23 protein-coding genes, 1 tRNA gene and 1 pseudogene are annotated in these 22,152 nt (G+C 61.5%); 16 read left to right on the top strand and 9 right to left on the bottom strand.

Annotated elements, in window-relative coordinates; genetic code table 11:
- Positions 1–103: 103 nt before the first annotated feature.
- The gene (locus AYR47_RS23285; protein ID WP_061437091.1) at positions 104–1,099 is read right to left on the bottom strand and encodes an aldo/keto reductase; all 996 of its coding nucleotides are present in this window, start codon (positions 1,097–1,099) and stop codon (positions 104–106) included.
- Between the two features lie 118 nt (positions 1,100–1,217).
- Here AYR47_RS23285 and AYR47_RS23280 point away from each other — a divergent pair, with 118 nt between their 5' ends.
- Positions 1,218–2,129: a LysR family transcriptional regulator gene (locus tag AYR47_RS23280; protein WP_033903029.1), complete on the top strand. Its 912-nt coding sequence runs from the start codon at positions 1,218–1,220 to the stop codon at positions 2,127–2,129.
- On the opposite strand, the gene AYR47_RS23275 is transcribed toward AYR47_RS23280, so the two are convergent.
- Complete coding sequence (locus AYR47_RS23275; protein WP_033903026.1) at positions 2,126–3,031, bottom strand: AraC family transcriptional regulator; 906 nt, start codon at positions 3,029–3,031, stop codon at positions 2,126–2,128. The two genes, AYR47_RS23280 and AYR47_RS23275, sit on opposite strands and share 4 nt — an antisense overlap.
- Positions 3,032–3,133: 102 nt before the next feature.
- Here AYR47_RS23275 and AYR47_RS23270 point away from each other — a divergent pair.
- The 6 genes and pseudogenes from AYR47_RS23270 (at position 3,134) to AYR47_RS23245 (ending at position 7,834) form a co-directional block, all read left to right on the top strand.
- Positions 3,134–3,695 (top strand): annotated as a pseudogene (locus tag AYR47_RS23270) (carboxymuconolactone decarboxylase family protein).
- A 33-nt stretch (positions 3,696–3,728) separates the two neighbouring features.
- Entirely contained in the window at positions 3,729–4,790 is a 1,062-nt protein-coding gene (locus AYR47_RS23265; protein ID WP_061437089.1) for an acyl-CoA dehydrogenase family protein, read from the top strand.
- Positions 4,787–5,590, top strand: coding sequence for an ABC transporter ATP-binding protein (locus tag AYR47_RS23260; RefSeq protein WP_061437087.1), 804 nt, complete (start codon positions 4,787–4,789; stop codon positions 5,588–5,590). The genes AYR47_RS23265 and AYR47_RS23260 overlap by 4 nt, the downstream gene beginning before the upstream one ends.
- On the top strand, positions 5,577–6,776 hold the full coding sequence (locus AYR47_RS23255; protein ID WP_061437085.1) for an ABC transporter substrate-binding protein: 1,200 nt from the start codon (positions 5,577–5,579) through the stop codon (positions 6,774–6,776). Before AYR47_RS23260 ends, AYR47_RS23255 begins: the two co-directional genes overlap by 14 nt.
- A gap of 11 nt (positions 6,777–6,787) precedes the next feature.
- Entirely contained in the window at positions 6,788–7,534 is a 747-nt protein-coding gene (locus AYR47_RS23250; protein ID WP_420492075.1) for an ABC transporter permease, read from the top strand.
- Positions 7,535–7,645: 111 nt separating this feature from the next.
- A complete protein-coding gene (locus AYR47_RS23245; RefSeq protein ID WP_010210250.1) occupies positions 7,646–7,834 on the top strand; it encodes a hypothetical protein in 189 nt (62 codons plus the stop codon).
- Positions 7,835–7,840: 6 nt separating this feature from the next.
- Here the strand turns inward: AYR47_RS23245 and AYR47_RS23240 are convergent, their stop codons facing one another.
- Complete coding sequence (locus AYR47_RS23240) at positions 7,841–8,221, bottom strand: fe2+ zn2+ uptake regulation protein (RefSeq protein WP_033903021.1); 381 nt, start codon at positions 8,219–8,221, stop codon at positions 7,841–7,843.
- A gap of 237 nt (positions 8,222–8,458) precedes the next feature.
- Between AYR47_RS23240 and pvdQ the strand changes: the two genes are divergently transcribed.
- The 3 genes from pvdQ to AYR47_RS23225 all read left to right on the top strand — a co-directional run bounded on the left by pvdQ (position 8,459) and on the right by AYR47_RS23225 (position 11,436).
- Positions 8,459–10,744, top strand: a complete 2,286-nt coding sequence (gene pvdQ / locus AYR47_RS23235; RefSeq protein WP_061437080.1) for a bifunctional acylase PvdQ — start codon at positions 8,459–8,461, stop codon at positions 10,742–10,744.
- A 212-nt stretch (positions 10,745–10,956) separates the two neighbouring features.
- A tRNA-Cys gene (locus AYR47_RS23230) sits at positions 10,957–11,030 on the top strand.
- 208 nt (positions 11,031–11,238) lie between these two features.
- Entirely contained in the window at positions 11,239–11,436 is a 198-nt protein-coding gene (locus tag AYR47_RS23225) for a hypothetical protein (RefSeq protein ID WP_038844587.1), read from the top strand.
- 38 nt (positions 11,437–11,474) lie between these two features.
- Here AYR47_RS23225 and AYR47_RS23220 read toward each other — a convergent pair whose 3' ends face one another.
- From AYR47_RS23220 to AYR47_RS23200, 5 genes are read right to left on the bottom strand one after another with little or no spacing between them, the layout of a single operon-like run.
- Positions 11,475–11,729 (bottom strand): hypothetical protein, encoded by a 255-nt coding sequence (locus AYR47_RS23220; protein WP_061437078.1) that lies wholly within the window; start codon positions 11,727–11,729, stop codon positions 11,475–11,477.
- Positions 11,730–12,260 (bottom strand): GNAT family N-acetyltransferase, encoded by a 531-nt coding sequence (locus tag AYR47_RS23215; protein ID WP_061437075.1) that lies wholly within the window; start codon positions 12,258–12,260, stop codon positions 11,730–11,732. It lies immediately after the preceding gene.
- 39 nt (positions 12,261–12,299) lie between these two features.
- Complete coding sequence (locus AYR47_RS23210) at positions 12,300–13,721, bottom strand: efflux transporter outer membrane subunit (protein ID WP_061437071.1); 1,422 nt, start codon at positions 13,719–13,721, stop codon at positions 12,300–12,302.
- Positions 13,718–15,286, bottom strand: coding sequence for a DHA2 family efflux MFS transporter permease subunit (locus tag AYR47_RS23205; protein ID WP_082781529.1), 1,569 nt, complete (start codon positions 15,284–15,286; stop codon positions 13,718–13,720). The genes AYR47_RS23210 and AYR47_RS23205 overlap by 4 nt, the downstream gene beginning before the upstream one ends.
- Entirely contained in the window at positions 15,279–16,388 is a 1,110-nt protein-coding gene (locus AYR47_RS23200) for an HlyD family secretion protein (protein WP_061437069.1), read from the bottom strand. Before AYR47_RS23200 ends, AYR47_RS23205 begins: the two co-directional genes overlap by 8 nt.
- A 99-nt stretch (positions 16,389–16,487) precedes the next feature.
- Here AYR47_RS23200 and AYR47_RS23195 point away from each other — a divergent pair, with 99 nt between their 5' ends.
- On the top strand, positions 16,488–17,198 hold the full coding sequence (locus AYR47_RS23195) for a CerR family C-terminal domain-containing protein (RefSeq protein ID WP_061437066.1): 711 nt from the start codon (positions 16,488–16,490) through the stop codon (positions 17,196–17,198).
- Positions 17,199–17,205: 7 nt separating this feature from the next.
- On the opposite strand, the gene AYR47_RS23190 is transcribed toward AYR47_RS23195, so the two are convergent.
- A complete protein-coding gene (locus AYR47_RS23190; protein ID WP_061437064.1) occupies positions 17,206–18,006 on the bottom strand; it encodes a S1 family peptidase in 801 nt (266 codons plus the stop codon).
- Between the two features lie 237 nt (positions 18,007–18,243).
- Between AYR47_RS23190 and AYR47_RS23185 the strand changes: the two genes are divergently transcribed.
- The 5 genes from AYR47_RS23185 (at position 18,244) to AYR47_RS23170 (ending at position 22,136) form a co-directional block, all read left to right on the top strand.
- Positions 18,244–18,708: a hypothetical protein gene (locus tag AYR47_RS23185; protein ID WP_033903010.1), complete on the top strand. Its 465-nt coding sequence runs from the start codon at positions 18,244–18,246 to the stop codon at positions 18,706–18,708.
- 123 nt (positions 18,709–18,831) lie between these two features.
- Positions 18,832–18,987: a hypothetical protein gene (locus AYR47_RS32735; RefSeq protein ID WP_167351267.1), complete on the top strand. Its 156-nt coding sequence runs from the start codon at positions 18,832–18,834 to the stop codon at positions 18,985–18,987.
- Between the two features lie 269 nt (positions 18,988–19,256).
- The gene (locus AYR47_RS23180) at positions 19,257–19,865 is read left to right on the top strand and encodes a LysE family translocator (RefSeq protein WP_033903009.1); all 609 of its coding nucleotides are present in this window, start codon (positions 19,257–19,259) and stop codon (positions 19,863–19,865) included.
- 314 nt (positions 19,866–20,179) lie between these two features.
- Positions 20,180–21,187, top strand: a complete 1,008-nt coding sequence (locus AYR47_RS23175) for a GlxA family transcriptional regulator (protein ID WP_061437061.1) — start codon at positions 20,180–20,182, stop codon at positions 21,185–21,187.
- A 34-nt stretch (positions 21,188–21,221) separates the two neighbouring features.
- Positions 21,222–22,136 (top strand): ADP-ribosylglycohydrolase family protein, encoded by a 915-nt coding sequence (locus AYR47_RS23170; protein WP_061437059.1) that lies wholly within the window; start codon positions 21,222–21,224, stop codon positions 22,134–22,136.
- Positions 22,137–22,152: the final 16 nt, after the last annotated feature.

The following is a 22,152-nucleotide window of genomic DNA, read 5'->3' as shown; positions in this document are numbered from 1 at the left end:
GACGTGGCATTGTTAGAGCTTCGTCGGGATATCGGCTTGGCGAGGAGGAGCTTTAGGTACGATCGTACAAGAAAAAAAGCGCCCGTTGAGGGCGCTCCTTGGCTTAGATATCCAGCATGGCCATCACTGCTTCCGGGTAACGCAGGCCGGCGGTTGCTTCGACGGGGAAGATCGCTTCCAGCGCCGCCAATTCGGCCGGGTTGAGGTGGATCGCGAGGGCGGCCACATTCTCTTCCAAGTACTTGCGCTGCTTGGTGCCAGGAATCGGAATGATGAAGTTACCTTGCGCCAACACCCAGGCCAGTGCGAGTTGCCCGGCGCTCACGTCTTTGTCGGCGGCCAGTGCCTGCACCTGCTTCACCAGTTCCAGGTTTTTGCCGAAGTTCTCCCCCTGGAACCGCGGGCTGAAGCGGCGATAGTCATCTGCACTGAAGTCATCCGGGCTTTGCAGGGCGCCGGTCAGGAAGCCCCGCCCCAGAGGGCTATAAGGTACAAAGGCAATGCCGAGGCGCTGGCAGGCGGCAAGACAGCCGTTGTGTTCCTGATCACGGCTCCACAGCGAATATTCGCTTTGCAGGGCGCTGATCGGATGCACCTTGTGGGCACGCTCCAGGGTGGCGGCGGACGCTTCGCTCAAGCCCAGATAACGCACCTTGCCCTGTTGCACCAACTCGGCCATGGCGCCGACGGTTTCTTCGATGGCAACCTGCGGGTCGATACGATGCTGGTAATACAGGTCCAGGGTGTCCACGCCGAGGCGTTGCAGCGTGCCGTCAATCGCCTTGCGGATGTACTCGGGACGCCCGTTGACGCCACGCAGCGCCGGGTTGGCCGGGTCGCGCACGATGCCGAACTTGCTGGCCAGGAACACCTGGTCGCGTTTGCCGGCAATGGCTTTGCCGATCAGTGCTTCATTGGTATGCGGGCCGTAGATGTCGGCGGTATCCAGAAAGTTGATACCAAGTTCCAGCGCGCGGTGCAGGGTCGCGGTGGCTTCCCGGGTGTCGCTGCCGGGCGTGTAGAAATCGCTCATGCCCATGCAGCCGAGGCCGATGGCGGAGACGAGTGGGCCGTTGTTACCGAGTGGACGAGTGTGCATGGGGAGAGCTCCTGGTTGGGAAGGCCTGCATTGTCACGCTCGACAAAATCGGGATAAACCGGCTAAAAGCACTAACACTATTCGGTATTTCTAAATAATCAGCTCAAGGAGCCGACGCTTGGACCGTTTCAACGCGATGCGCGTGTTCACCCGGATCGTCGAACTGCGGGGCTTTGCCAAGGCCGCCGACAGCCTGCAACTGCCCCGCGCCTCGGTGACCGTACTGATCAAGCAGTTGGAGGCGCACCTTGGCGTGCAACTGTTGCAACGCACCACGCGGCAGGTCAGCCCTACATTGGATGGCGCTGCGTATTACCAGCGCTGCGTGCAATTGCTGTCGGACCTTGAGGAAACTGAAGCGGTGTTTTCCGCCAGTCGGCAGAACCCACGCGGCACGTTGAGCATTGATATGCCGTCGGGCATCGGCCGTTTTCTGGTGATACCCGCACTGCCCACGTTCACCGCACTGTATCCGCAGATTGAATTGGAAATCGGCTTGAATGACCGGCCGGTTGACCTGATCCGTGAAGGCGTCGATTGTGTGCTGCGCGGTGGCCTCGCGCTGGATGATTCGCTGGTGGCGCGGCCGCTGGCGATGATGGATCAAATCACCCTGGCCAGCCCCGCTTACCTTGAGCGTATGGGGGTGCCCGAAACGCTCGACGACTTGGCCCACCATCAGATGGTCGAATACGTCTCGGCCGCCAGCGGCAAACGGTTTGGCTTGGAGTTTCTACTCGCCTCCCAGTTGCGTACGCTCAACCTGCCAAAGGTGGTCGCGGTCAACAGCGCCGACGGCTACTTCTGCGCTTGCGAAGCGGGCTATGGGTTGATCCAGGCGCCGTACTATCACGCCAGGCAGCGACTGGCCCAAGGCACGCTGGTGGAAGTGCTGCCCCGGTTTGGCGTGCCGTCCATGGCCTTGACGGCGCTGTATCCTCCGCACCGCCAACTGTCCCAGCGCGTACGCGTGTTTGTGGACTGGCTGGTCGAACTCTGCGCCGCTCCCGGCACCGGCTTGCGCCGCTAAGCCTGTGCCTTGCGATAGGCCCCAGGCTGCTGCCCCGTCACCTTGTGAAACGCCCGGGTAAACGCCGCCACCGACTGATAACCCACGGCCAGCGCGACATCCGCCACCGTCTGGTCCTGCTTGAACAACTGGCAGGCATGGCGTATGCGCATCATCAGCAGCACTTGCCCCGGTGACTGCCCGCACAGTTCATTGAAGCGCTTGAAAAACGCCGAACGCGACAGCCCGGTGCAAGCGGCCATGCTTTCCAGGGTCCAGGCATCGGCCGGGTGCGCGATCAGCTGTTCCAGCAAACCGGCAAACGCCGGCTGCCGACCCAGTGCCGCCAGGCCGCCCAGTTCGCTGTTGTCCAGCACCTGTTGGCGCAGTACATACAGAAACAGCAAGTGGCAAAGCCGTTCAAGCAAGGCCGAAGAGGGCGCAGGCAGGCGCTGGCATTCTTGCAGGATCAGTTCGAACAGGTTGCGCGCGGCAGTCAGTGAGGGATCGCCCGCCCGCAGGATGATCCACGCGGGCAGGGTGTCGACGATCATCGCCGACAGACCGGACTGGAAGTGAAAGAACCCGCACACCAGGCCGACGCCATCGTGGGCGGCGCTTTCCAGGGGCACCATTGGCACACGCGGGCATTCCTGCGCACCCACCGCCGTGGGCTCGCCGGAGAGGCGATATTCCAGGTCGCGCAGCAGGAACACCGCATCGCCGTTATCGAGGCGATGAGGCGTGGCGTCGCCGTCGATATGCAGCCAGCACTGGCCCTGCACAATCAGGTGAAAACTCGCGCTCGCCAGGCCATGGGTGCTCGCATGCCAGTCGCCGCAATAACGACCCACATGGAACAGGCTGGTGTCGAGTTCGAGGCTGTCTAATAACCAATCGACAAGTGCACTGGACGAATTCATCTAATGGAAAGACTCAAGAGCAAGTAATCGCTACTTTAGACTATTGAGGCGATTTTTTATAACCAACAGACTGGGTACACGAACTCATCAGGAGACCCCTCCATGTCCCGTGTACCCTTGCTCACCCCTGAAACTGCGCCGGAAGCGGCCAAGCCTTTGCTGGAAAACGCACTGAAAGGCTCGGGCTTCATTCCCAATCTACTGGCAGTGCTGGCCAATGCGCCCGCCGCGTTGGAAACCTACATCACCGTCTCCGCTTTGAACGCCAAATCTGAACTGGGCCTGGCCCGACCGCGAAGTGGTGCAACTGATTGCCGCCACCACTCACGGTTGCGATTTCTGCGTGGCCGGCCACACCGCCGTCGCGCGTAACAAAGCCAAGTTGCCGGAAAGCGTCATCGAAGCCCTGCGTCAACGTGGCGAGCTGCCCGATGCCCGTTATGAAACCCTGGCGGCCTTCACCCGCGAAGTGATCGCCACCCGGGGTGATGTGAGCGATGCGGGCTATGACGCATTCCGCGCCGCCGGTTACACCGAAGGCCAGGCCCTGGAAGTGATTCTGGGCGTCAGCCTGGCAACCTTGTGCAACTTCGCTAACGTGTTTGCTCGTACTCCACTGAACCCGGAGCTGGCGCAATACCGTTGGGAAAAGCCCGCAAGTTGAAGTTGGCCCACCTGCTGTAAAGGAGAAACAGGAATGCTTGACCCCATCTTGAGCCGTTGGCTCGACATCCAGGCGCAAGCCTTGGACGTGGGCAGTTGCGATCCACAGGAAGTGCTGCCACGGCTGGCAGAGGCCAACGTATTACGCATCGGCGTGCCGACTCATCTGGGCGGCCTGGGCAGTGACGTGGCGGGCGCCGTAGAGGCCATCGCCAACGTTGCCAGCCATTCCCTGGCGGCGGCATTCGTGTGCTGGGGCCAGCGCTCGTTTATCGAGTATCTGCTGCAGAGTCCCAATGCGCGGCTGCGTGAACAGCTGCTGCCCGATTTGCTCAGCGGCAAGCTGGCGGGGGCGACGGGGCTGTCCAACGCGATGAAGTTCTTGTCGGGCATCGAGTCGCTGCAGATCAGCGCCGAACCGTCCAACGAAGGCTGGACCCTCAACGGCCGCCTGCACTGGGTGACCAACCTGCGCAAGAACGGTTTTGTCGCGGCAGCGGCCATTGAGCACGCGGGCGGTGGTGCGCCGTTTATCCTGGCGATTCCGGACTCGGTGGCGGGTTTGCAGCGTTCTCGCGACCTGGAATTGCTCGGCTTGCAGTCAAGCAATACGGCGGCCCTGGATCTGGAACGCGTGGAGCTGAGTCGCGACTGGCTGCTGCACGAAGACGCGCGCAAATTCCTGCCGGCGGTGCGCCCGGCGTTCCTGGGCCTGCAGTGCGGGATGTCCATCGGGTTGGCGCGTCGTTCCCTGGCGGAAGTCGCCAACCACCTGGGCGCGACCCGCACGGTGCTGCGCGAAGAGTTGGAAACCCTGCGCGTGACCCTGGACCATTTGGTCAACGACTTGAAAAGTGGCCTGTTGGCAGGGCGTTTTGCCGCCGAACCGGTGCCGTTGTTCAAGCTGCGCATCGCCCTGGCGGAGACCGCCGCCAGCGCCGTGCAGCTGGAGTTGCAGGCCAGCGGCGGCAAGGCTTATCTCACCGCCCACGGCAGTGGTTTCGCACGACGTTGGCGTGAATCGGCGTTTGTGCCGATCGTGACGCCAAGCCTGGTGCAATTGCGTACCGAACTGCAGCGGCAGGCCAACCTATGACAGCGGCCGTATTGAGTGCCCAGGGGATTTGCCTGGGCTATGCCAGCGGGCCGGTGTTGCAGCACTTCGACCTGCACTTGCAACCCGGTGAAGTGGTGTCGATCCTCGGTCCCAGCGGGGTGGGCAAGTCCAGCCTGTTGCGCGTCCTCGCCGGTTTGCAGGCACCGCAGGGCGGCAGTGTGCGCGTGCTGGGCGAGCCGTTGAACGGTCCTCATCCACGCGTGGCGGTAGCCTTCCAGGACCCGAGCCTGCTGCCCTGGCTGAACCTGGATAAGAACGTTGCCTTCGGCCTGGATTTCGCCCGGCAACCCCATCTGAGCGCTGACGAGCGCCGCCAGCGCGTCGACCATGCCATCGCCGCCGTCGGCCTGGAGCATGCGGGGCAGCACTTCCCGGCGCAGTTGTCCGGCGGCATGGCCCAGCGCACGGCATTGGCCCGCTGCCTGGCACGCCAGCCCCAGGTGCTGTTGCTGGATGAACCCTTCGGCGCCCTGGACGAAGTAACCCGCGCCGATATGCAGCACCTGTTGCTCAAGGTCAACCGCGAGCAAGGCTCGGCGGCAGTGCTGATCACCCATGACATTGACGAAGCGCTGCTGCTGTCCGACCGCATCCTGCTACTGGGTAACCGCCCGGCGCGGACGTTGGGCGAATGGCTGATCGACCTGCCGCAACCCCGCGAAGAACAGGTGGAAGCCATCGGCGCGCTGCGTATCGACATCCTTAAAACCCTACGGCAGGCGAGCCGCCCTCAAACCAACCCCCTTGATCTGCTGGAGCCTGCCCATGTGCCTGGATGACCTGACCCATTCGCGCCGCGACTTTCTCAAACTTTCCGCCGTACTCAGCGCCGCCGGTGCCTTGCCGCTGCTCAGCAGCTTGCAAGCCCGCGCCGCCAGCGAGCCGGATGCACCGGTACGCATCGGCTACCTGCCGATAACCGACGCCACGCCGCTGCTGGTGGCGCACAACAACGGCCTGTTCGAAGCCGAAGGCATCAAGGCCGAACGCCCGGTGTTGCTGCGCAGTTGGGCGCAGGTGATCGAGGCGTTTATCTCGGGCCAGGTCAATGTGATTCACCTGCTGTCGCCGATGACCGTGTGGGCACGTTATGGCAGCAAGGTGCCGGCCAAGGTGGTGGCGTGGAACCATGTGGGCGGCTCCGGCCTGACCGTGGCGCCGGGCATCACCGATGTGAAGCAACTGGGCGGCAAATCAGTGGCGATTCCGTTCTGGTACTCGATCCATAACGTGGTGGTGCAGCAACTGTTCCGTGACAACGGCCTCACGCCAGTGGCGCGGGCGGCGGGCAGTGCGATTGCGGCCAATGAGGTCAACCTGATCGTGTTGCCACCTTCGGACATGCCACCGGCCCTGGCCAGCCAGCGCATCGACGGTTACATCGTCGCTGAGCCGTTCAATGCCCTGGCGGAAAACCTCAAGGTTGGCCGCGTGCAGCGCTTTACCGGCGACGTGTGGCGCAACCACGCGTGCTGCGTGGTGTTCATGCACGAACACGACCTGATCAATCGCCCGGAGTGGTCGCAGAAGGTGGTGAACGCCATCGTCAAGGCGCAGGTCTGGACCCGCGACAACCGCGAAGAAGCGGTGAAGCTGCTGTCCAAGGACGGCCCGAACCGCTACACCCCGCATGCCGAGCCGGTATTGAGCAAGGTGTTGGCGCCGGCTGCCGCCGACCGTGCCGCCTACCTGGCAGACGGTGCGATCCAGCACGGGAATTGGGATGAACACCGCATCGACTTCCAGCCTTACCCATTCCCCAGCTACACCGAGGAACTGGTGCGGCGCCTGAAAGACACCTTGATCGAGGGCGACAAGAAATTCCTCGCTGACCTCGACCCGGCGTTCGTCGCCAAGGACCTGGTGGACGACCGTTTCGTGCGCAATGCCATCGAGGCCGTGGGCGGCATGAAGACCTTTGGCTTGCCGGACGGCTATGCGCGGCATGAGGAGATCGGCGTTTGAACAACCGTGAAATCCCGGGCTGGTTGCTCGGGTTGAGTGGCTTGGCGGGGTTGCTGTTGCTTTGGTGGCTGGGGGTGAAGGTGTTTGGCGCGACGGATGGATTGTCTGCGCGTTTTTCCCTGGCCGCCACCTTCGGTAGCCTGTGGGAATTGCTGGGACGCGGTGAGCTGTATGTGCATATTGCGGTGAGCCTGAAGCGCATCTTTGTCGGGTTGTTCCTGGCCTTGTTGGTCGGCGTTCCGTTGGGGCTGCTGGTGGGCCGTTCGCGCACGCTGGATGCGGCGACCACGCCGGCCTTTCAGTTCCTGCGCATGATCTCGCCGCTGTCGTGGATGCCCATCGTGGTGATGCTGATGGGGGTAGGGGACCAGCCGATCTATTTCCTGCTGGCGTTTGCCGCCGTGTGGCCGATCATGCTCAACACCGCGGCCGGCGTACGCCAGTTGGACCCACGCTGGCTACAGCTGAGCAGCAGCCTGAGTGCGACGCGCTGGGAGACCTTGCGCCGGGTGATCATTCCCGGTGTGGTCGGGCATGTGCTGACCGGCGTGCGTTTGGCCATCGGCATTTTGTGGATCGTGCTGGTGCCGTGCGAAATGCTCGGGGTCAGTGCCGGGCTGGGCTATTACATCCTCGACACCCGTGATCGGCTGGCCTATTCGGAGCTGATGGCGATGGTGTTGTTGATCGGGTTGCTGGGCTTTGCGCTGGATGCCTTGGCGCGCTGGCTGCACCAGCGTTGGGTGCACGCCGGCTGATTGGTCGAGCCAAAGTTTTTCATCGCCTGTAACATGAGCGCCTGTCGGACCTGTTCGCCCTTGCGCGCAGGGCAGGTTCGACGCTTTATTTTTCAGGTTCGGGAACCCGTCATGACACAAAAGCAACGTTTGAAATATTCGATTCTGATTGCCCTGGCCGTACTGGCGACGATGTTTGGCCTGTCCTACTTGCAGAACACCGGGGTTATCAGTGAGAAGACGTTCCAGACCATCGCCATTGCCGTCGCAGTGGTCGTGGTGGTGATCAACGGCATCATGCGCCGCAAGGTCAAGCTCTAAGGGCGATCAGGCGCGACCTTCGAGCACCTTGGCAGCCTCTTCATGGAGGCTGTAGCTTTTATCCGCATTGAGGGTGATCACGCCCTCGCTGCACAGGCGCTTGAGCACCTCGCGCACGCTGAGAAACGACAACGGAATGCCCAGCTCCAGCAGATGGCTGTGCACGCCGCGTACCCCGAGGGTGCGCTGGTTGTCGGCGGCAGTGAGCAGGGCGTCGATGACCTTCAGCCGGATCAGGCTGGTGCGCAAGCCAAAACACTTGAGCAGGTGGCGGATACGCTGGTTGCCTTGCTGTTCGGGCGTTTTGCCGAACGCTTGTGCGCCGTTGCCGAAACTGGCCTCGGCAGCCGGTGAATGTCCATCCGTGGGCACTTGCGGGTTGTACATGCAAAAACTCCTTATCAGAGCCTGATCAGGAAAAAATGAGCGCTCTTAGTTAATAAGACGAACGAGCGAGCAAAATCATGAAGTGCCGGATGTAGAAATTTTGTCGGTATCTGTTTTGTCACATCCGCTCTGCCTTAAATAAACGTGCCGTCGCGCTAAATTATTCCTGGTGGTTTGCGTTCTTACGGTGGGGTTATTACCCCTTGTGAGGCGGTTAAATCTGACGGTGGAGTTTGCGTGATTATTTCCAATGGGTTGTCCAGGGTAGGTGTGGCGGGCATGTTGCTGGGGTTGAGCCTGGCCGCCTCGGCGCGGGAACCGGTGACGCAAGCGTCGGCGGATATCCGGCGCACCAGTTACGGCGTACCGCACATCCGCGCCAACGATGAGCGTGGCCTGGGGTTCGGCATCGGCTACGCCTACGCCCAGGACAACCTGTGCCTGCTGGCCAATGAAGTGGTCACCGTGAATGGCGAGCGCGCCAAGTTCTTCGGCCCCGAGCAGGCGACCCTGGAAGAGCGTAACAACCTGGCCAGTGACGTGTTTTTCACGTGGCTGAACACGCCGGAATCGGTCGCCTCGTTCTGGAAGGCGCAAAGCCCGCAGATCCAGCAACGTATCCAAGGTTATGTGGCCGGCTACAACCGTTACCTGAAAGAGCAGGGCGCTCCGGCGCAGTGCCAGGCGGCGTGGGTGCGGCCATTGGTGGCTGAAGACTTGGTCAAGCTGACCCGTAGGTTATTGGTGGAGGGCGGTGTCGGCCAATTCGCTGAAGCCTTGGTGGGTGCGACGCCGCCCCAAGCCACAGCCCGTGTACAGACCGGCTCGAAAGCCTTTGAACTGGCCGCCGCCAACCAGCAGCGCTTCGCCTTTGATCGCGGCAGTAACGCCGTGGCGGTCGGCCGTGATCGCTCGTTCAACGGGCGCGGCATGCTGCTGGCCAACCCGCACTTCCCGTGGGTGGGCGGCATGCGTTTTTATGAGATGCACCTGACCATCCCCGGCCAGTTGGATGTGATGGGCGCGGCGCTGCCGGGCCTGCCGGTGATCAATATTGGCTTCAATCAGCATGTGGCGTGGACCCACACCGTGGACACGTCCAAACACTTCACCCTGTACCGCCTGACCCTGGACCCTAAGGATTCCACGCGCTACCTGCTTGATGGCAAATCCGTCGCCCTGGATAAAACCACGGTGACGGTGCAGGTCAAACAAGCCGATGGCAGCCTCAAGGGTCAGTCGCACACCGTCTATAGCTCGCAATTCGGCCCGGTGGTGCAATGGCCGGGCAAGCTCGACTGGGACAACCGCTACGCCTTCAGCCTGCGTGACGCCAACCTGGGCAACGACCGTGTGCTGCAACAGTGGTACGCGATGAACCGCGCGGGCAGCCTCGATCAACTGAAAACCTCGGTGCACACTCTGCAAGGTATTCCGTGGGTCAACACCCTGGCCGCCGATGACCAAGGCCAGAGCCTGTATATGAACCAGTCGGTGGTGCCCAACGTCAGCGCGGCCAAACTCGCGCAATGCAGCGACCCCCGTGCAGGCCTGCAGATGATCATGCTCGACGGCGCCCACAGCGCCTGCGCCTGGGACATTGACCCGCGCGCAGCCCAGGCCGGCATTTTTCCGGCCGAGCAACTGCCGCAACTGCAACGCACCGACTACGTGCAGCACTCCAACGACTCGGCCTGGCTGGCCAACCCCAAGGCGCCGCTCACCGGCTTCTCCCCAGTGATCAGCCAGGACCATATCGGCCTCGGCCCGCGCGCGCGTTTTGCCTTGCAACGCCTGCAATCCCTGGACAAACCGATCGGTGTCACCGACCTGCAAAACATGGTGATGGACAACGAGGTGTACCTGGCGGGCCAAGTCATGCCCGACCTGCTCGCATTCTGCGCCAAACACCTCGGCGCGGACGCCACTGCGCTGCAGCCCCTGTGCACCGACTTGAAAAACTGGGACCAGCGCGCCAACCTCGACAGCGGCATCGGCCTGATGCACTTCATCAACCTGGTGCAACACCTGCAGCAAATCCCCGACGCCTGGCGCGTCGCCTTCGACCCGGCCCAGCCCCTCACCACGCCACGCGGCCTGTCCATCGAACGCGCGGATGTCGCCAAAGCCCTGCGCGACGCCATGCTGGCGTCCACCGCCGACGTCGCCAAACTCGGCCTCACCGCCAACAGCACCTGGGGCGACGTCCAAGTCTCCGGCCAAACCCCGATCCACGGCGGCCCGCAAGAGCTGGGAATCTACAACGCCATGCAAACCGTGCCCCGCGCCGACGGCAAGCGTGAAGTGGTCAGCGGCACCAGCTACCTGCAAATCGTCACCTTCGACGACCAGGGGCCCCATGCCCAAGGCGTACTCGCGTTCTCCGAGTCCAGCAACCCAGCGTCCAAACACGCCAAGGACCAGACCCAAGCCTTCTCCCAGAAAAAACTCAGCCCATTGCCCTTCACCGAAGCCCAAATCAAGGCCGACCCGCACTATCAACAGTTGCGCATCAAGGAGTAGGGCAGGTGCGCAACCCCTTGATGCCAATACGAAATATTTTTGAAATCAAGGGGTTGCACGCTTTGGCAAATACGTACATAATGGCGCCCATCGAACGCAACGAAGCATTAAAAACTTCAATGTTTTCAATGAGTTAGAGTAGAGGCAGGGTTTCATAACCCACTCAAGTTTTTATGCGGTGAGTGTCAGCAGTCAGGACATTGATCGTTTGAGGCCGAGTAGCAAAATGGTTATGCAGCGGATTGCAAATCCGCCTACGCCGGTTCGATTCCGACCTCGGCCTCCACTCTTAGAAACCCCGTAGATTAACGTCTACGGGGTTTTTTATTGGCTTTGAAAAAGTTTTGGAAGTCTGGCGCGTTAGGAGTTGACTCTGAAACGCCTTGCCATTGCGTAAGGCTTTCTGCCGTTCGTCCAGTACATCGCACTCGCTGACCACTGCCTGATCCCATGTTTAAGCGCCGATATCCCGAGCGTAAGAACGGAGAGCCAGCATGGAAATCAATGAAAATGCCCCTGGGAATATTTCTCAGCAGGATGTAACCCGCGGCACCGACAATGAGACAGGGCACGATCCGAAGCGCGATGAGGAGAGTGTTCCGTTGCCGCCGGACGATGACGCGCCTCTTGAAGAGGACATGTCGGATGTAGACGCTGCTGATTCAGTGGCGAGCGAGCATCCCGATAACTGAACATTTGTAATTCCATGAGCCCGACCGCTGCGTCGGGCTTATAGGACCTGAGACCTGACGATCCTCTGGTCTTTGACCTCACCTGCATACACCCGCAATTTCTCCTGCTGCGCCGCCAGCAACGCGCAAATCTTCATCAATGCCACCGCCTCATCCGGCGTCCTGCCGCTGGCTGCCAACGTGGTCAGCTCCACCACCGACCACCCAATCACCGCCGCCGCATCTTCCAGGTCGTAGAACAATTCCTGCTGCGCCGTCCTGGGCCCGTCGAGGCCTTTTATCAACTCATCCATTCAGGCTCCTCGCCGCTTGAGTTCAAGCCCCATCACGTCCATTCCAATTTCCGCCAGGTCCGTCTTGAACGGGATTTCTCCGATCCACTTGAACCCAAACGCCTCATAAAACCGTCGTGCATCGGGATTGGACTTGAGCACTGTCAGCCACAGCGAGCGCTCACCACGCTCTACAGCCTGGTCGCAAATGAACTGCATAAATCGCTTCCCATACCCGCGCCCGGCGGCGGGTTTGAGAAAGTAGATCTTGCGCAGTTCTGCGCCAACTTCACCTGTTATGGGCGCCGGTGCCGACCAGTTGACCTTTGCCAGGCCGACGACTTGCGCGTTGTCATCCGACGCGAGCAGCCATAGAGGGCTGTCGGATGTTTCGAGTGATTGGCGCAGCGCTTCGTGGGAAAAGTCCCGATCCAGGAACGCCTGCAAGCCAGCAGGCGACCAGATCTGCGCAAAGTGTTCTCGATAGGTGGTACAGCCGACTTCGCGCAGGGCTTCAAGGTCGGCTGGGGTCGCTTGATGAATACGGAGCATGGTTCCCTCGTGTCTGGCGGCGCTGTGCTAAGAAGTGTGTCACAACGTCCAGCCCAGCCCCAATGCCTTGTGCAACGAAGCAAAATCCTTCAGCAACTCCGCATCCCCCGAGATCCGGCTTTCCTGAGCCTGATACCGCGTGCGCTCTGCATCCAGCCAATCCAGGGTGCTGGCCGTGCCCGCTCGATAACGCTGGCGGGTCAGGTCTGCCGCACGCACGGCCGAGGCTTCCACACTGCGCAGCAGCACCACGTTCTGGCGCTGGTGACCGTATCGAGCCAGGGCGACATCGGCATCACGCAGTGCACTCAACACCACACTTTTGTACTGCGCGAGCGCTTCGTCGTGACCGGCTTCGGCGCCTTTGACGCTGGCGGCAACGCGACCGAAGTCCAGGGCGTTCCAGGTCAGGCGTGGCAGGATCAACCAACTGCCGTTGGTCTTGCGGGCGAGGTGGCCGGGGTCGCTGGCGGAGAATGACAGGTCACCCATCAGGCTGAGCTTGGGAAACCAGTCGGCGGTTTTTTCGCCGATCTGGGCGTTGCTGGAGGCCAGTTTGCGTTCGGCCACGCGGATGTCGGGACGGGCCTTGAGGAGGGCGGCGGGGTCTGCCACGGGCACCGCGCTGGGAATGGCGGGCAGGGCCTGGGCGGTGGCGAGGCGGCCGTCCAGCTCGCCGGGTTCCAGGCCGCAGAGCAAGCCGAGTTGGTCCAGGGATTCAACGATGGCAGCTTGCAATGGCAGGCGTTGGGCCTGGGTGTTTTCTGCCTGCGTGAGGACTTGTTCGAGTTGCAGTTGGGAGGCCACGCCGCGACTGCGACGCTGCTGGGTCAGGTCGAGGGCCTGGTTTTCGATGTCGACGCTGGCTTCAACCAACGCTAATCGTGCTTGCTGGTCGCGCAGGTCGGTGTAGGCCTGGACCACTTCGGCCGACAGTTGCACCTGGGCGTCGGCCAGTTGGGCTTGGGCCGCGTCGGCTTCCGCTTGCGCCGCTTCGACTGCGCGGCGGGTGCCGCCGAACAGGTCGGCTTCCCAGCTGGCATCGAAGCCGGCGAGGTAGAGCGTCAACGGGCCACGGCCGCCGCCACCGCTGCCACCCAATGCGGAGGTGTCGGGTGAGCGCAGTTTCAACATCGCGGCGTCGCCGGTGACCTTGGGCAGGGCGTCGGCGCGGGCACCGCTGAGGCTGGCGCGGGATTGCTTCAAGCGCGCCTGGGCGGTGGCGATGTCGGGGCTGTTTTTCAGCGCCATGTCAACCAGTTCATTGAGCTGCGGGTCATTCAGCGTTCGCCACCACTGCGCCACAGTCGGTGCACTGGGTGCTTGGTTGTCGGCGTGAGGTAATCGCCCGGCGGCCAGGGTTTTCGGCGCCGCATCCGGCGCGCCTGGGTAATCCGGCCCCACGGTGCAGGCGGACAGCAGGCCAACGGTCAGGAGCAGGGGAAGGGTGCGAGCAATCATGGCTGTACCGTGCGCTTTTTGAGGATGAAGATCAGGGGCAGGCACGCCAGCATGGCAAGCCCCAGTACGTAGAAGGCGTCGTTGTAGGCCATGACCGAGGCTTGTCGTGCGATGTCGTTGGCCAACTGGGCCATCGCTTGCAACGGGGCGCTGGAGGCATCGCCGGTTTGCGCCAGGTAGCTGGCGGTGTTGCTGGCCATATGGTCCTGGGCGAGTTGGCTGTTGGCCAAGATGCCTTCACGCAGCCTGTCGTCATGGAAGTGGCTGCGCCGGTCCATCAATACCCCGAGCAGCGCCAGGCCGATGGTGCCGCCGAGGTTGCGTGACATGTTGTAGAGCCCGGCCGCGTCCCCGGCGTCCTTGGTCTCGACCGAACGCATAGACAATTGGCTGAGGGGCATCATCACCAGGATCTGCCCGAAGCCGCGCAATAGCTGCGACCAGATGAAGTCATGCCCGACGCTGTCGGCGGTCAACTGGGTGTCGACGAAACAGCTGGCCCAATACAGCAACAGGCCGGCGCCTACCATCCAACGCAAGTCATAGCGGCCGAGCATCCTCGGCAGGATCGGCATCAGCAGGAAGGCGGGAATGCCCGACAGCAACATGATCGAGCCGGACTGTTGCGCGTTGTAACCGGACAGAATGCCGAGGAACTGCGGTACCAGGTACGCCGTGCCATACAGTCCTGCGCCCACGGCCGTACCAATCAGCAACACACTGCCAAAGCTTTTGTTGAGCACCAGTGGCAGGCGCAGGATCGGCGTACTCGACCGGAATTGCCCCACGGCGATCAGGAAAAATCCGGTCACCGTGGCGATGCTCAGCCACACAATCAGCAGCGAATCGAACCAATGCTCACGCTGACCTTCTTCAAGCACCACGGTGAGCGAACTCAAGCCCATCGCCAGGCCGAGAATGCCCAGCCAGTCAGCGCTGATAAAGCGTTGCAGGTTCATGCGCTCACTGGGCAACCCGGTGATCAGCAGGGTGATCAGGGCGATGCTGATGGGCAGGTTGAGAAAGAAGCACCAGCGCCAATTGATGTTTTCCGTCAACCAGCCGCCGATCACAGGGCCGAGCAACGGGCCGAGGATCACCGTCATGCCGAACATCGTCGTGCCGATGGCCAGTTGGTGGGGCGGCAGGCGGGTGCGCACGATGGTCTGCGCGGTGGGGATCATCGCGCCACCGGCAAAGCCCTGGCCGATGCGCCCGGCGATCATCGCGCCGAGGCTGGTGGACAGGCCGCAGAACATCGAAAACAGGGTGAACATCAGCGCTGTGCCGATCAAGAACCGGCGCAGGCCGAACACCCGTGTCAGCCAGGCGGCGAGGGGGATCATGACGATTTCCGACATCAGGTAGCCGGTGGCGATCCAGGTGCCTTCGGTGCCGGTGGCGCCGATCTGGCCCTGGATCTGCGGCAAGGCCGAGTTGGTGATCGACACGTCGAGAGTGGCGAGCAACGCGCCCAATGCCCCGGCGGCGACGGCGATCCAGTCGGTCAGCGAGGCGTTGCGCGGTTTCTCGGCAGCCACCCCGGCCATGATCGCCTCAGCCATGATTGGCATCCGCAGCGTGGGTGCGCGTGTCGACTTCCACGGTGGCCGACAAGCCAGGCATCAACGCCGCACGCAGGTCGTCCGGCACGTCCAGAGCAATGCGCACCGGCACGCGTTGTACGATCTTGGTGAAGTTACCGGTGGCGTTCGACGGTGGCAGCAAGGCGAACTGCGCGCCGGTGCCGGGGGCCAGGCTGTCGATGTGGCCTTGCAGGTCGCGGCCGGGCAGGGCGTCCACGTGCACGGTAACCGTCTGGCCGGGGCGCATGGCGCCGATCTGGGTTTCCTTGTAGTTGGCGGTCAGGTAGATCGCGCTGATCGGCACCACGGTCAGCAGACGCGTACCGGGCTGTACGTACTGGCCCACACGCACGCCACGGTCGGCCACGCGACCGTCAAGCGGGCTGCGGATCACGGCGTCGTCCACGTCCAGTTGGCTTTGTGCTTCGCTGGCCTTGGCCACGCCCAGTTGCGCCTGGGCTTGCTTGAGCTGGGCTTGCAGCGTGCCGTAGCGAGTCTGGCTGGAGCGCAGCGCCGCCTGTTTGGCCGCCACGGTGCTGCGGGCTTGGGCCAGTTGGTTGTTCAATTGGGCCAGGCGCTCTTCCGGTTCGGCACCGGAGCGGGCCAGCGGTGCGTAACGGGCCACTTCGGTCTGGGCGTGTCGCGCATCGGCTTCGGCGCCCTGCAATTGAGCGCGGGCTTCGGCGATGGTCGAGTCCTGTTGCACCAGATCGGCCTGGGCCTTGGCGAAGTCGGCATTGCGTGCGGCGATGGTGGCCGACGCTTCGTCACTCACCGCCTGGTATTTGCGCGCATCCAGGCGTACCAGCACATCGCCGCGCTTGACGTTCTGGTTGTCGCTCACCAGCACCTCGGCCACGTAGCCGTTGATCTTGGGCGCCACGCTGATGCTGTCGGCTTGCAAGTAGGCGTCGTCGGTGGTCTCGATAAAACGCCCGGTGATCCACCACCAGGCGGCCCACGAAACACCCACCAGCACGGCGATGCCGGCCAGTGAAAGCAGGATGCGACGGGCCTTGCCGCGTTGACCGTTAACGGTTTCTTCAGGCATGACCTGAGGGGAGGGAGGTGCAGCCGACATCGAGGTCACTCCAGATTTATAACAGGTGGAATAAATTCCTTTTTTCGCGAATTTTTGTCAACTGGTATATTTTGGTCCGGTATTCGAATGGAGTTGCACATGGCACGACATAAACCGGCTGCCGAGGGTGGCTACCAGCGCGGCGAAGAAACCCGGGCACGTATCATCGAGGCGGCGGTCGGGGTGTTTGGCGAGCGTGGCTACGATGGCGCGTCGACCCGCGATATCGCCACCGCCGCCGGCGTCAACGCCCCCGCGATCCAGTACTACTTCGATGGCAAGGAAGGCGTGTACCTGGCGTGTGTCGAACACTTGATCACGCTGTTGTGGGGCAAGATGTCGCCGTCCGTGGAGGCTGCAGAAAGCGCGCTGGCGGACTCCGATTCAGGTGACAACGCGCTGATCGATGCCTCTTTGGGCATTTTGGGTACGGTGGTTTCGACCATCCAGGACAGCCCGCAAACCACGGTCTGGCGTGCATTCATGGATCGCCACCAGGCCGGGTTGTGCCCGCCCAGCGCGACACGGGCGTTCGATGAGCATTTCAAGGCGCGCATCGGCCGAGTGATTCGGTTGCTGATCGCGCGCCTGTCCGGTTTTGCGGTAGAGGATGAACGCACAGTGATCCATTCCATGGCGCTGTTCACCCAAGGACTCGCATTTCGCGTGCAAAAGCCCAAGTTGCTGGCGGCGTTGAACTGGACTGAGGTGAATCAGAAGGAAATGGAGCTGGTGCGCCAGGTGGTGCTGACCCAGGCGCGGTTTACGCTGGAGGGGCTGGCACGGCAGCGGGATCAGACCACGAAGTAGCGCTCGTTCACGGCGATTCGTTCAGCGTCTCGCGAATAAAATCAGCAATCTTTGGGTTGGACAACCGGGCAATCAGGACCCCTTGGCTGACAACGCCCAGTTGCACAAAACCTCGCTTGGCAGTTTTTACAAAGACGGGGCTGCCCGAGTCGCCGCTGTCCGGTATCAAACCGTCAGCCCCGATACAAAAGGTGTTCTGCAGGTTCACGGTCGGCGCGAGTGACGAGCATTGGGTGTCCGGCATTCTGGGCAATCGTGCGCGTTGCAGGTGGTCCGGGCGTACATCTGGCGCCGGGCTGCGCGCCGTGTTGCCCCAGCCGAGGACTGTCGGACGCTTGATGCGCTCCTCTAGCGTTTCCCCGCGCGTCACAATAGCAATGGCCTGAATGCCGGTGATGGTGCGGTCAAGTTTGAGGAGTGCGACATCGAGGGTCAACGAGCGGAGGAATTCAGGATGGAGGGCAATGCGTTTTACACCCACTGTCTGCCCTTGCAAGGTATTGCTCAGTTGGGTGCGCCCCAGGATCACTTCTACGTCTGACGGCTGGGTGTTTACCAGGCAGTGTGCAGCGGTCAGCACCCAGTCAGGCGCGACCAGCGCAGCGCCGCAACCATGGCGCTCAAGCGGGGTCTCGCCGGACGCCTTGAATTGCAGCGTCGCCATAAACGGGTAGCGGCCATCCGTCGCATCGGCGCCGCCTACAACTGCCGCTGCGAACATCGGGAACATCAGAATGGCGATGGCCCAAATGCCGCGCAGGAAACGGTCCATCAGTGTTAACGCAAGGCAACGGCTTCGGTTGAGCATGGCGACTTCCATGGGTGGTTGTGAAGTGCCCAAGTAGCGCATAGGCGTAGATGCGCGGGAAATCAGAAGAGGCCGAGAAAGTTGAGTGATCTTTCGCAATGGCGCTTGGAGTGATGTCGCGGCTCCTTGTGAATTGTTGTGAAGCGCAGGATTAATGGCCCATTGCCCATGCTAACGTCCGCTTCGGGCTGTCGTCAGCACGACGACTTCATTCGTTCCACCAGGGGAGCAGCGCCGATGTCTACTACCGTAACGCCCGCCGGCAGCGGGGCAAATACGCCTAAAGCATCACCTTCGGTGTTCGACGACAAGTTGAACATCGCCAAGTCCAGCAAGGTCATTGCCGACTACATGCGCCAGACCGGCAAGTCGGCCATCACCAAGCAGGAACTGACCCAACTGGCCAACAATGCCTCCGGCAAAGTGCCGGCTGAGGTCTCTGATGCGGCCAAGTACATGGAGCGTCACCCCGATGTATTCACCGCCATCGAAACCCATGACGTACCCGGCGCCGATAATCTCTCGGGCGTGTGGAACTTCGACTGGGCGGCCAACGGCGGGCTGAAGGGCACCGCCACCGATGCCATTGCCAAGATGCAGGATACCTTCGATTTTGCGATCGCCAAGTCGGCGCAAATCACTGAAATCAGCACCGGTAAAAAAGCCGAACTGGACTCCACCAAGCAACGTCCGCAGAACTGACGGCACCTTGTACCACCTGGCTTACAAACCCTACCATCAGGTTACACGATAGCCGTGACGCACTTGAGTTGGCGCTGTCTTACCTTGCGAGAAGTCAATCTCGTCAAGTAAGAGAGTGTGGTCATGAAGTTGAGTTATCTAACCAAGGCAGCGGTGGTTGTCGCGCTGTTGTCGACCCTGTCGGGCTGCTGGATGTTCATGCCACCGGGAGGTGGTGGTGGCGGTGGTCACGGTGGCGGACACGGCCAGGGCGGTGGGCCAGGCGGCGGCCCGCGCTAACGGGCAGATGTGAGAGGCAAGCCATGCGCAATGGCTTGCCTCTTTTTTTGCCCGTGACAAATGCCAGGCAAAGAAAAGCCCGCGTGGGGAGCGCGGGCTAAAAAGGATGTTCATTAGGAGCTGGAGTCACCCTAGGCGCCTGCCTGTGAAAGCTTTGTGAAAATCGTGGCAAAAAAGTGTATGCCTCAATCGCACCTTGGCTGTACGGGGCGGGGCGGCGCATTACCCTCTACTGTCGCTGGCATACCTCTGCGTTTGGATGCCGCATCATGTTCATGTCTACCAGCCTGTTGTCAGCCTTTGTGCTGTTCGCCTTCGTGTCCTCGATCACGCCGGGGCCCAATAACACCATGTTGCTCGCTTCGGGCGTGAACTTCGGGTTCCGCCGGTCGATGCCCCATGCGCTGGGGATCAGCATCGGCTTCATGCTGCTGGTGATTTCAGTGGGCCTGGGGCTGGGCGAGGTGTTCAAGATATTTCCGTGGGCGTACACAGTGCTGCGTTACGTGGGCGCGGCCTACCTGTTGTACCTGGCGTGGAAGATCGCAACGGCGGGCGGCATGTCCGACAACCCTGATGTGCAGGGCAAGCCCATGACCTTCCTCGGCGCGGCGGCGTTCCAGTGGGTGAACCCCAAGGCCTGGATCATGGCGCTGGGGGCGATCACTACCTATACGCCGGCCGAAGGTTATGTCACCAATGTGCTGGTGATTGCGCTGGTGTTTGCCGTGGTCAACCTGCCCAGCGTCTGTGTGTGGGTCGGATGCGGCAGCGGCTTGCGCAATGTGTTGCGTGAGCCGCGCTGGTTGCGGCTGTTCAACGGGTCGATGGCGGCGTTGCTGGTGCTGTCGTTGTACCCGATGCTGTTCGCCGGCTGACTGTCAGACCGGCGAGATGGTCGCCAGCAGGCCGATGCCGATGGTCAACACCAAAAAGCCGAACAGGAAAAGTGCCATCTTGGTCATAAGGCCTCCAGAGGGAAGGGAGTAGGGGTGGCGCTATTGTCCGCCCAGGCGGCGTTTCGATACAGACGCAGATAGCAAAGAAAAAACCGTATCAGATGCGACTGGCCCTGTTTAGCCGGGGGCTTTGGTCGCTTGTGGTTTTTTCAAGATCAGGGCCTGAGACAGCCAACGCATTTGCCCCTAAGATGACGCCCATGGCATCAACAATAAGAGTGGGCAAACCCTCGATGGAAAGACGTCAATTCAGCGGCGGCATGAAAGGCAAGAACCTGCGTTACCTCAACGAAACCTCGGAGCCGGCGGCGGTCACCCGCGTCGGCTTCCTGTTGCTCGAACATTTCTCACTGCCGGCCTTCACCCAGACCCTGGACACGTTCGTCACCGCCAACCTGCTGCGTCCCGAGCTGTTCGCCGCGCGTACGTTCGGCTGTGACGATGGCGAAGTCATCAGCGACCTTGGCCTGGTGATCCGCCCGGATGCACGCCTGGACGTGGCAGCGCTGCAAGACCTGGAGATGCTGGTGATCTGCGGCGGTTTTCGCACGGAACTCAAGGCCAGCGAAGACTTCATCCATCTGCTGCGCACGGCCGCTGAACAGGGCATCAACCTCGCGGGGCTGTGGAATGGCGCCTGGTTCCTTGGCCGTGCCGGTCTGTTGCAAGGCTATCGTTGTGCCATCCACCCGGAACATCGCCCGGCACTGGCAGAAGTGTCCAAGGCTACCCACGTCACCAGCGAACCCTACGTGATCGACCGCGACCGCCTGACTGCCTCAAGTCCGTCCGGTGCCTTCCACATGGCGCTGGACTGGATCAAGGGCTTGCATGACAAGGCACTGGTCGAAGGGATCGAAGACATCCTGGCCTTTGAAGAGTCGCGCTATCGGCGCATCAAACCCACCGAAAACGTCAGCGTCAGCGCGCCCCTGCGTGAAGTGGTGAAGCTGATGGACGCCAACCTCGAAGAGCCCCTGGAGCTGGACCAGCTCGCCGTCTACGCCGGCCGTTCCCGGCGCCAGTTGGAGCGCTTGTTCAAGGAACAGCTGGGCACCACGCCGCAGCGTTACTACATGGAGCTGCGCGTGACCGAAGCGCGGAGGTTGTTGCAGCACACCGAGTTGTCTCAGGTGGAGGTGCTGGTGGCGTGTGGGTTTGTGTCGCCAAGTCATTTCAGCAAATGCTATAGCTCGTATTTCGGATATCGCCCCTCCAAGGAGAAGCGGTTGGTCAAGTAAAGTGGTGACTGACTGACTTTTTCAAGGAAGGATTATGCCTCTGACGCTGTTGGATCGTTATCGCGGTAGTTTGCTGGGCCTGGCGTGCGGCGATGCAGTGGGCACGACAGTTGAATTCATGCCTCGCGGCACATTCACACCGCTCATCGACATGGTGGGTGGAGGTCCGTTTAGCCTGAAGCCGGGCCAATGGACGGATGACACCTCAATGGCGCTGTGTTTGGCCGAAAGTCTGCTGCGCAAAGGTGGATTCGACGCAGCCGACCAGATGGGCCGGTATTTGAACTGGTGGAAGTGGGGCTACTTGAGCTCCACGGGCGAATGCTTTGATATCGGCATGACGGTGCGTTCGGCGCTGACCGCTTATGAGGCACACGGTGATCCGTTTGCAGGTCCTACCGATCCTTTTTCCGCCGGCAATGGCTCGCTGATGCGTCTCGCGCCGATTGTGTTGTTTTACTTCCCTGACGTTCACCAAATCGACGATTTTTCCCGTCAAAGTTCTCGTACGACGCATGGCGCTCAAGAGGCAATCGAGTGCTGCGTGGTGCTGGCACGGGCGATCAGTAATGCCCTGAATGGCGCGACGAAAGACGACCTGTTAAGCGTCTCATGCGCCGGCCTTTGCGCACCCCAAGTCGTGGCGATTGCCCAAGGAGAGTATTGCAACAAGACCCGTGCGCAGATCAACGGCACCGGTTACGCCGTGGCGTCATTAGAGGCTGCGCTGTGGTGCGTACTGCAAACAGGCAACTTCGCCGATGCCGTGTTGGCGGCCGCTAACCTGGGCGACGACGCCGACACCACGGCCGCCATTGTTGGTCAATTGGCCGGTGCGCATTATGGTGTGCAAGGTATTCCGCAGGGCTGGCTGGAGAAGCTTTGCATGCGTAATGATATTGAGGATATGGCTGATGCATTGCTCAAATCCGCTGCAGAGAACAACTAGCTTCCTGTAGCGAGCA

It is taken from the genome of Pseudomonas azotoformans, assembly GCF_001579805.1.
GTDB classification, from domain to species: Bacteria; Pseudomonadota; Gammaproteobacteria; order Pseudomonadales; family Pseudomonadaceae; genus Aquipseudomonas; species Aquipseudomonas azotoformans_A.
The sequence above is the reverse complement of the archived record's forward strand: the minus strand, read 5'-3'. Positions and strand labels throughout refer to the sequence as shown.

Excerpts from the sequence above, each read along its gene's own strand:
- AYR47_RS23285 (WP_061437091.1), bottom strand. The coding sequence starts at position 1,099 with ATGCACACTCGTCCACTCGGTAACAACGGCCCACTCGTCTCCGCCATC.
- AYR47_RS23275 (WP_033903026.1), bottom strand. The coding sequence starts at position 3,031 with ATGAATTCGTCCAGTGCACTTGTCGATTGGTTATTAGACAGCCTCGAA.
- AYR47_RS23265 (WP_061437089.1), top strand. The coding sequence starts at position 3,729 with ATGCTTGACCCCATCTTGAGCCGTTGGCTCGACATCCAGGCGCAAGCC.
- AYR47_RS23260 (WP_061437087.1), top strand. The coding sequence starts at position 4,787 with ATGACAGCGGCCGTATTGAGTGCCCAGGGGATTTGCCTGGGCTATGCC.
- AYR47_RS23255 (WP_061437085.1), top strand. The coding sequence starts at position 5,577 with ATGTGCCTGGATGACCTGACCCATTCGCGCCGCGACTTTCTCAAACTT.
- AYR47_RS23245 (WP_010210250.1), top strand. The coding sequence starts at position 7,646 with ATGACACAAAAGCAACGTTTGAAATATTCGATTCTGATTGCCCTGGCC.
- AYR47_RS23240 (WP_033903021.1), bottom strand. The coding sequence starts at position 8,221 with ATGTACAACCCGCAAGTGCCCACGGATGGACATTCACCGGCTGCCGAG.
- AYR47_RS23225 (WP_038844587.1), top strand. The coding sequence starts at position 11,239 with ATGGAAATCAATGAAAATGCCCCTGGGAATATTTCTCAGCAGGATGTA.
- AYR47_RS23220 (WP_061437078.1), bottom strand. The coding sequence starts at position 11,729 with ATGGATGAGTTGATAAAAGGCCTCGACGGGCCCAGGACGGCGCAGCAG.
- AYR47_RS23215 (WP_061437075.1), bottom strand. The coding sequence starts at position 12,260 with ATGCTCCGTATTCATCAAGCGACCCCAGCCGACCTTGAAGCCCTGCGC.
- AYR47_RS23210 (WP_061437071.1), bottom strand. The coding sequence starts at position 13,721 with ATGATTGCTCGCACCCTTCCCCTGCTCCTGACCGTTGGCCTGCTGTCC.
- AYR47_RS23205 (WP_082781529.1), bottom strand. The coding sequence starts at position 15,286 with ATGGCTGAGGCGATCATGGCCGGGGTGGCTGCCGAGAAACCGCGCAAC.
- AYR47_RS23200 (WP_061437069.1), bottom strand. The coding sequence starts at position 16,388 with ATGTCGGCTGCACCTCCCTCCCCTCAGGTCATGCCTGAAGAAACCGTT.
- AYR47_RS23195 (WP_061437066.1), top strand. The coding sequence starts at position 16,488 with ATGGCACGACATAAACCGGCTGCCGAGGGTGGCTACCAGCGCGGCGAA.
- AYR47_RS23190 (WP_061437064.1), bottom strand. The coding sequence starts at position 18,006 with ATGCTCAACCGAAGCCGTTGCCTTGCGTTAACACTGATGGACCGTTTC.
- AYR47_RS23185 (WP_033903010.1), top strand. The coding sequence starts at position 18,244 with ATGTCTACTACCGTAACGCCCGCCGGCAGCGGGGCAAATACGCCTAAA.
- AYR47_RS32735 (WP_167351267.1), top strand. The coding sequence starts at position 18,832 with ATGAAGTTGAGTTATCTAACCAAGGCAGCGGTGGTTGTCGCGCTGTTG.
- AYR47_RS23180 (WP_033903009.1), top strand. The coding sequence starts at position 19,257 with ATGTTCATGTCTACCAGCCTGTTGTCAGCCTTTGTGCTGTTCGCCTTC.
- AYR47_RS23175 (WP_061437061.1), top strand. The coding sequence starts at position 20,180 with ATGGAAAGACGTCAATTCAGCGGCGGCATGAAAGGCAAGAACCTGCGT.
- AYR47_RS23170 (WP_061437059.1), top strand. The coding sequence starts at position 21,222 with ATGCCTCTGACGCTGTTGGATCGTTATCGCGGTAGTTTGCTGGGCCTG.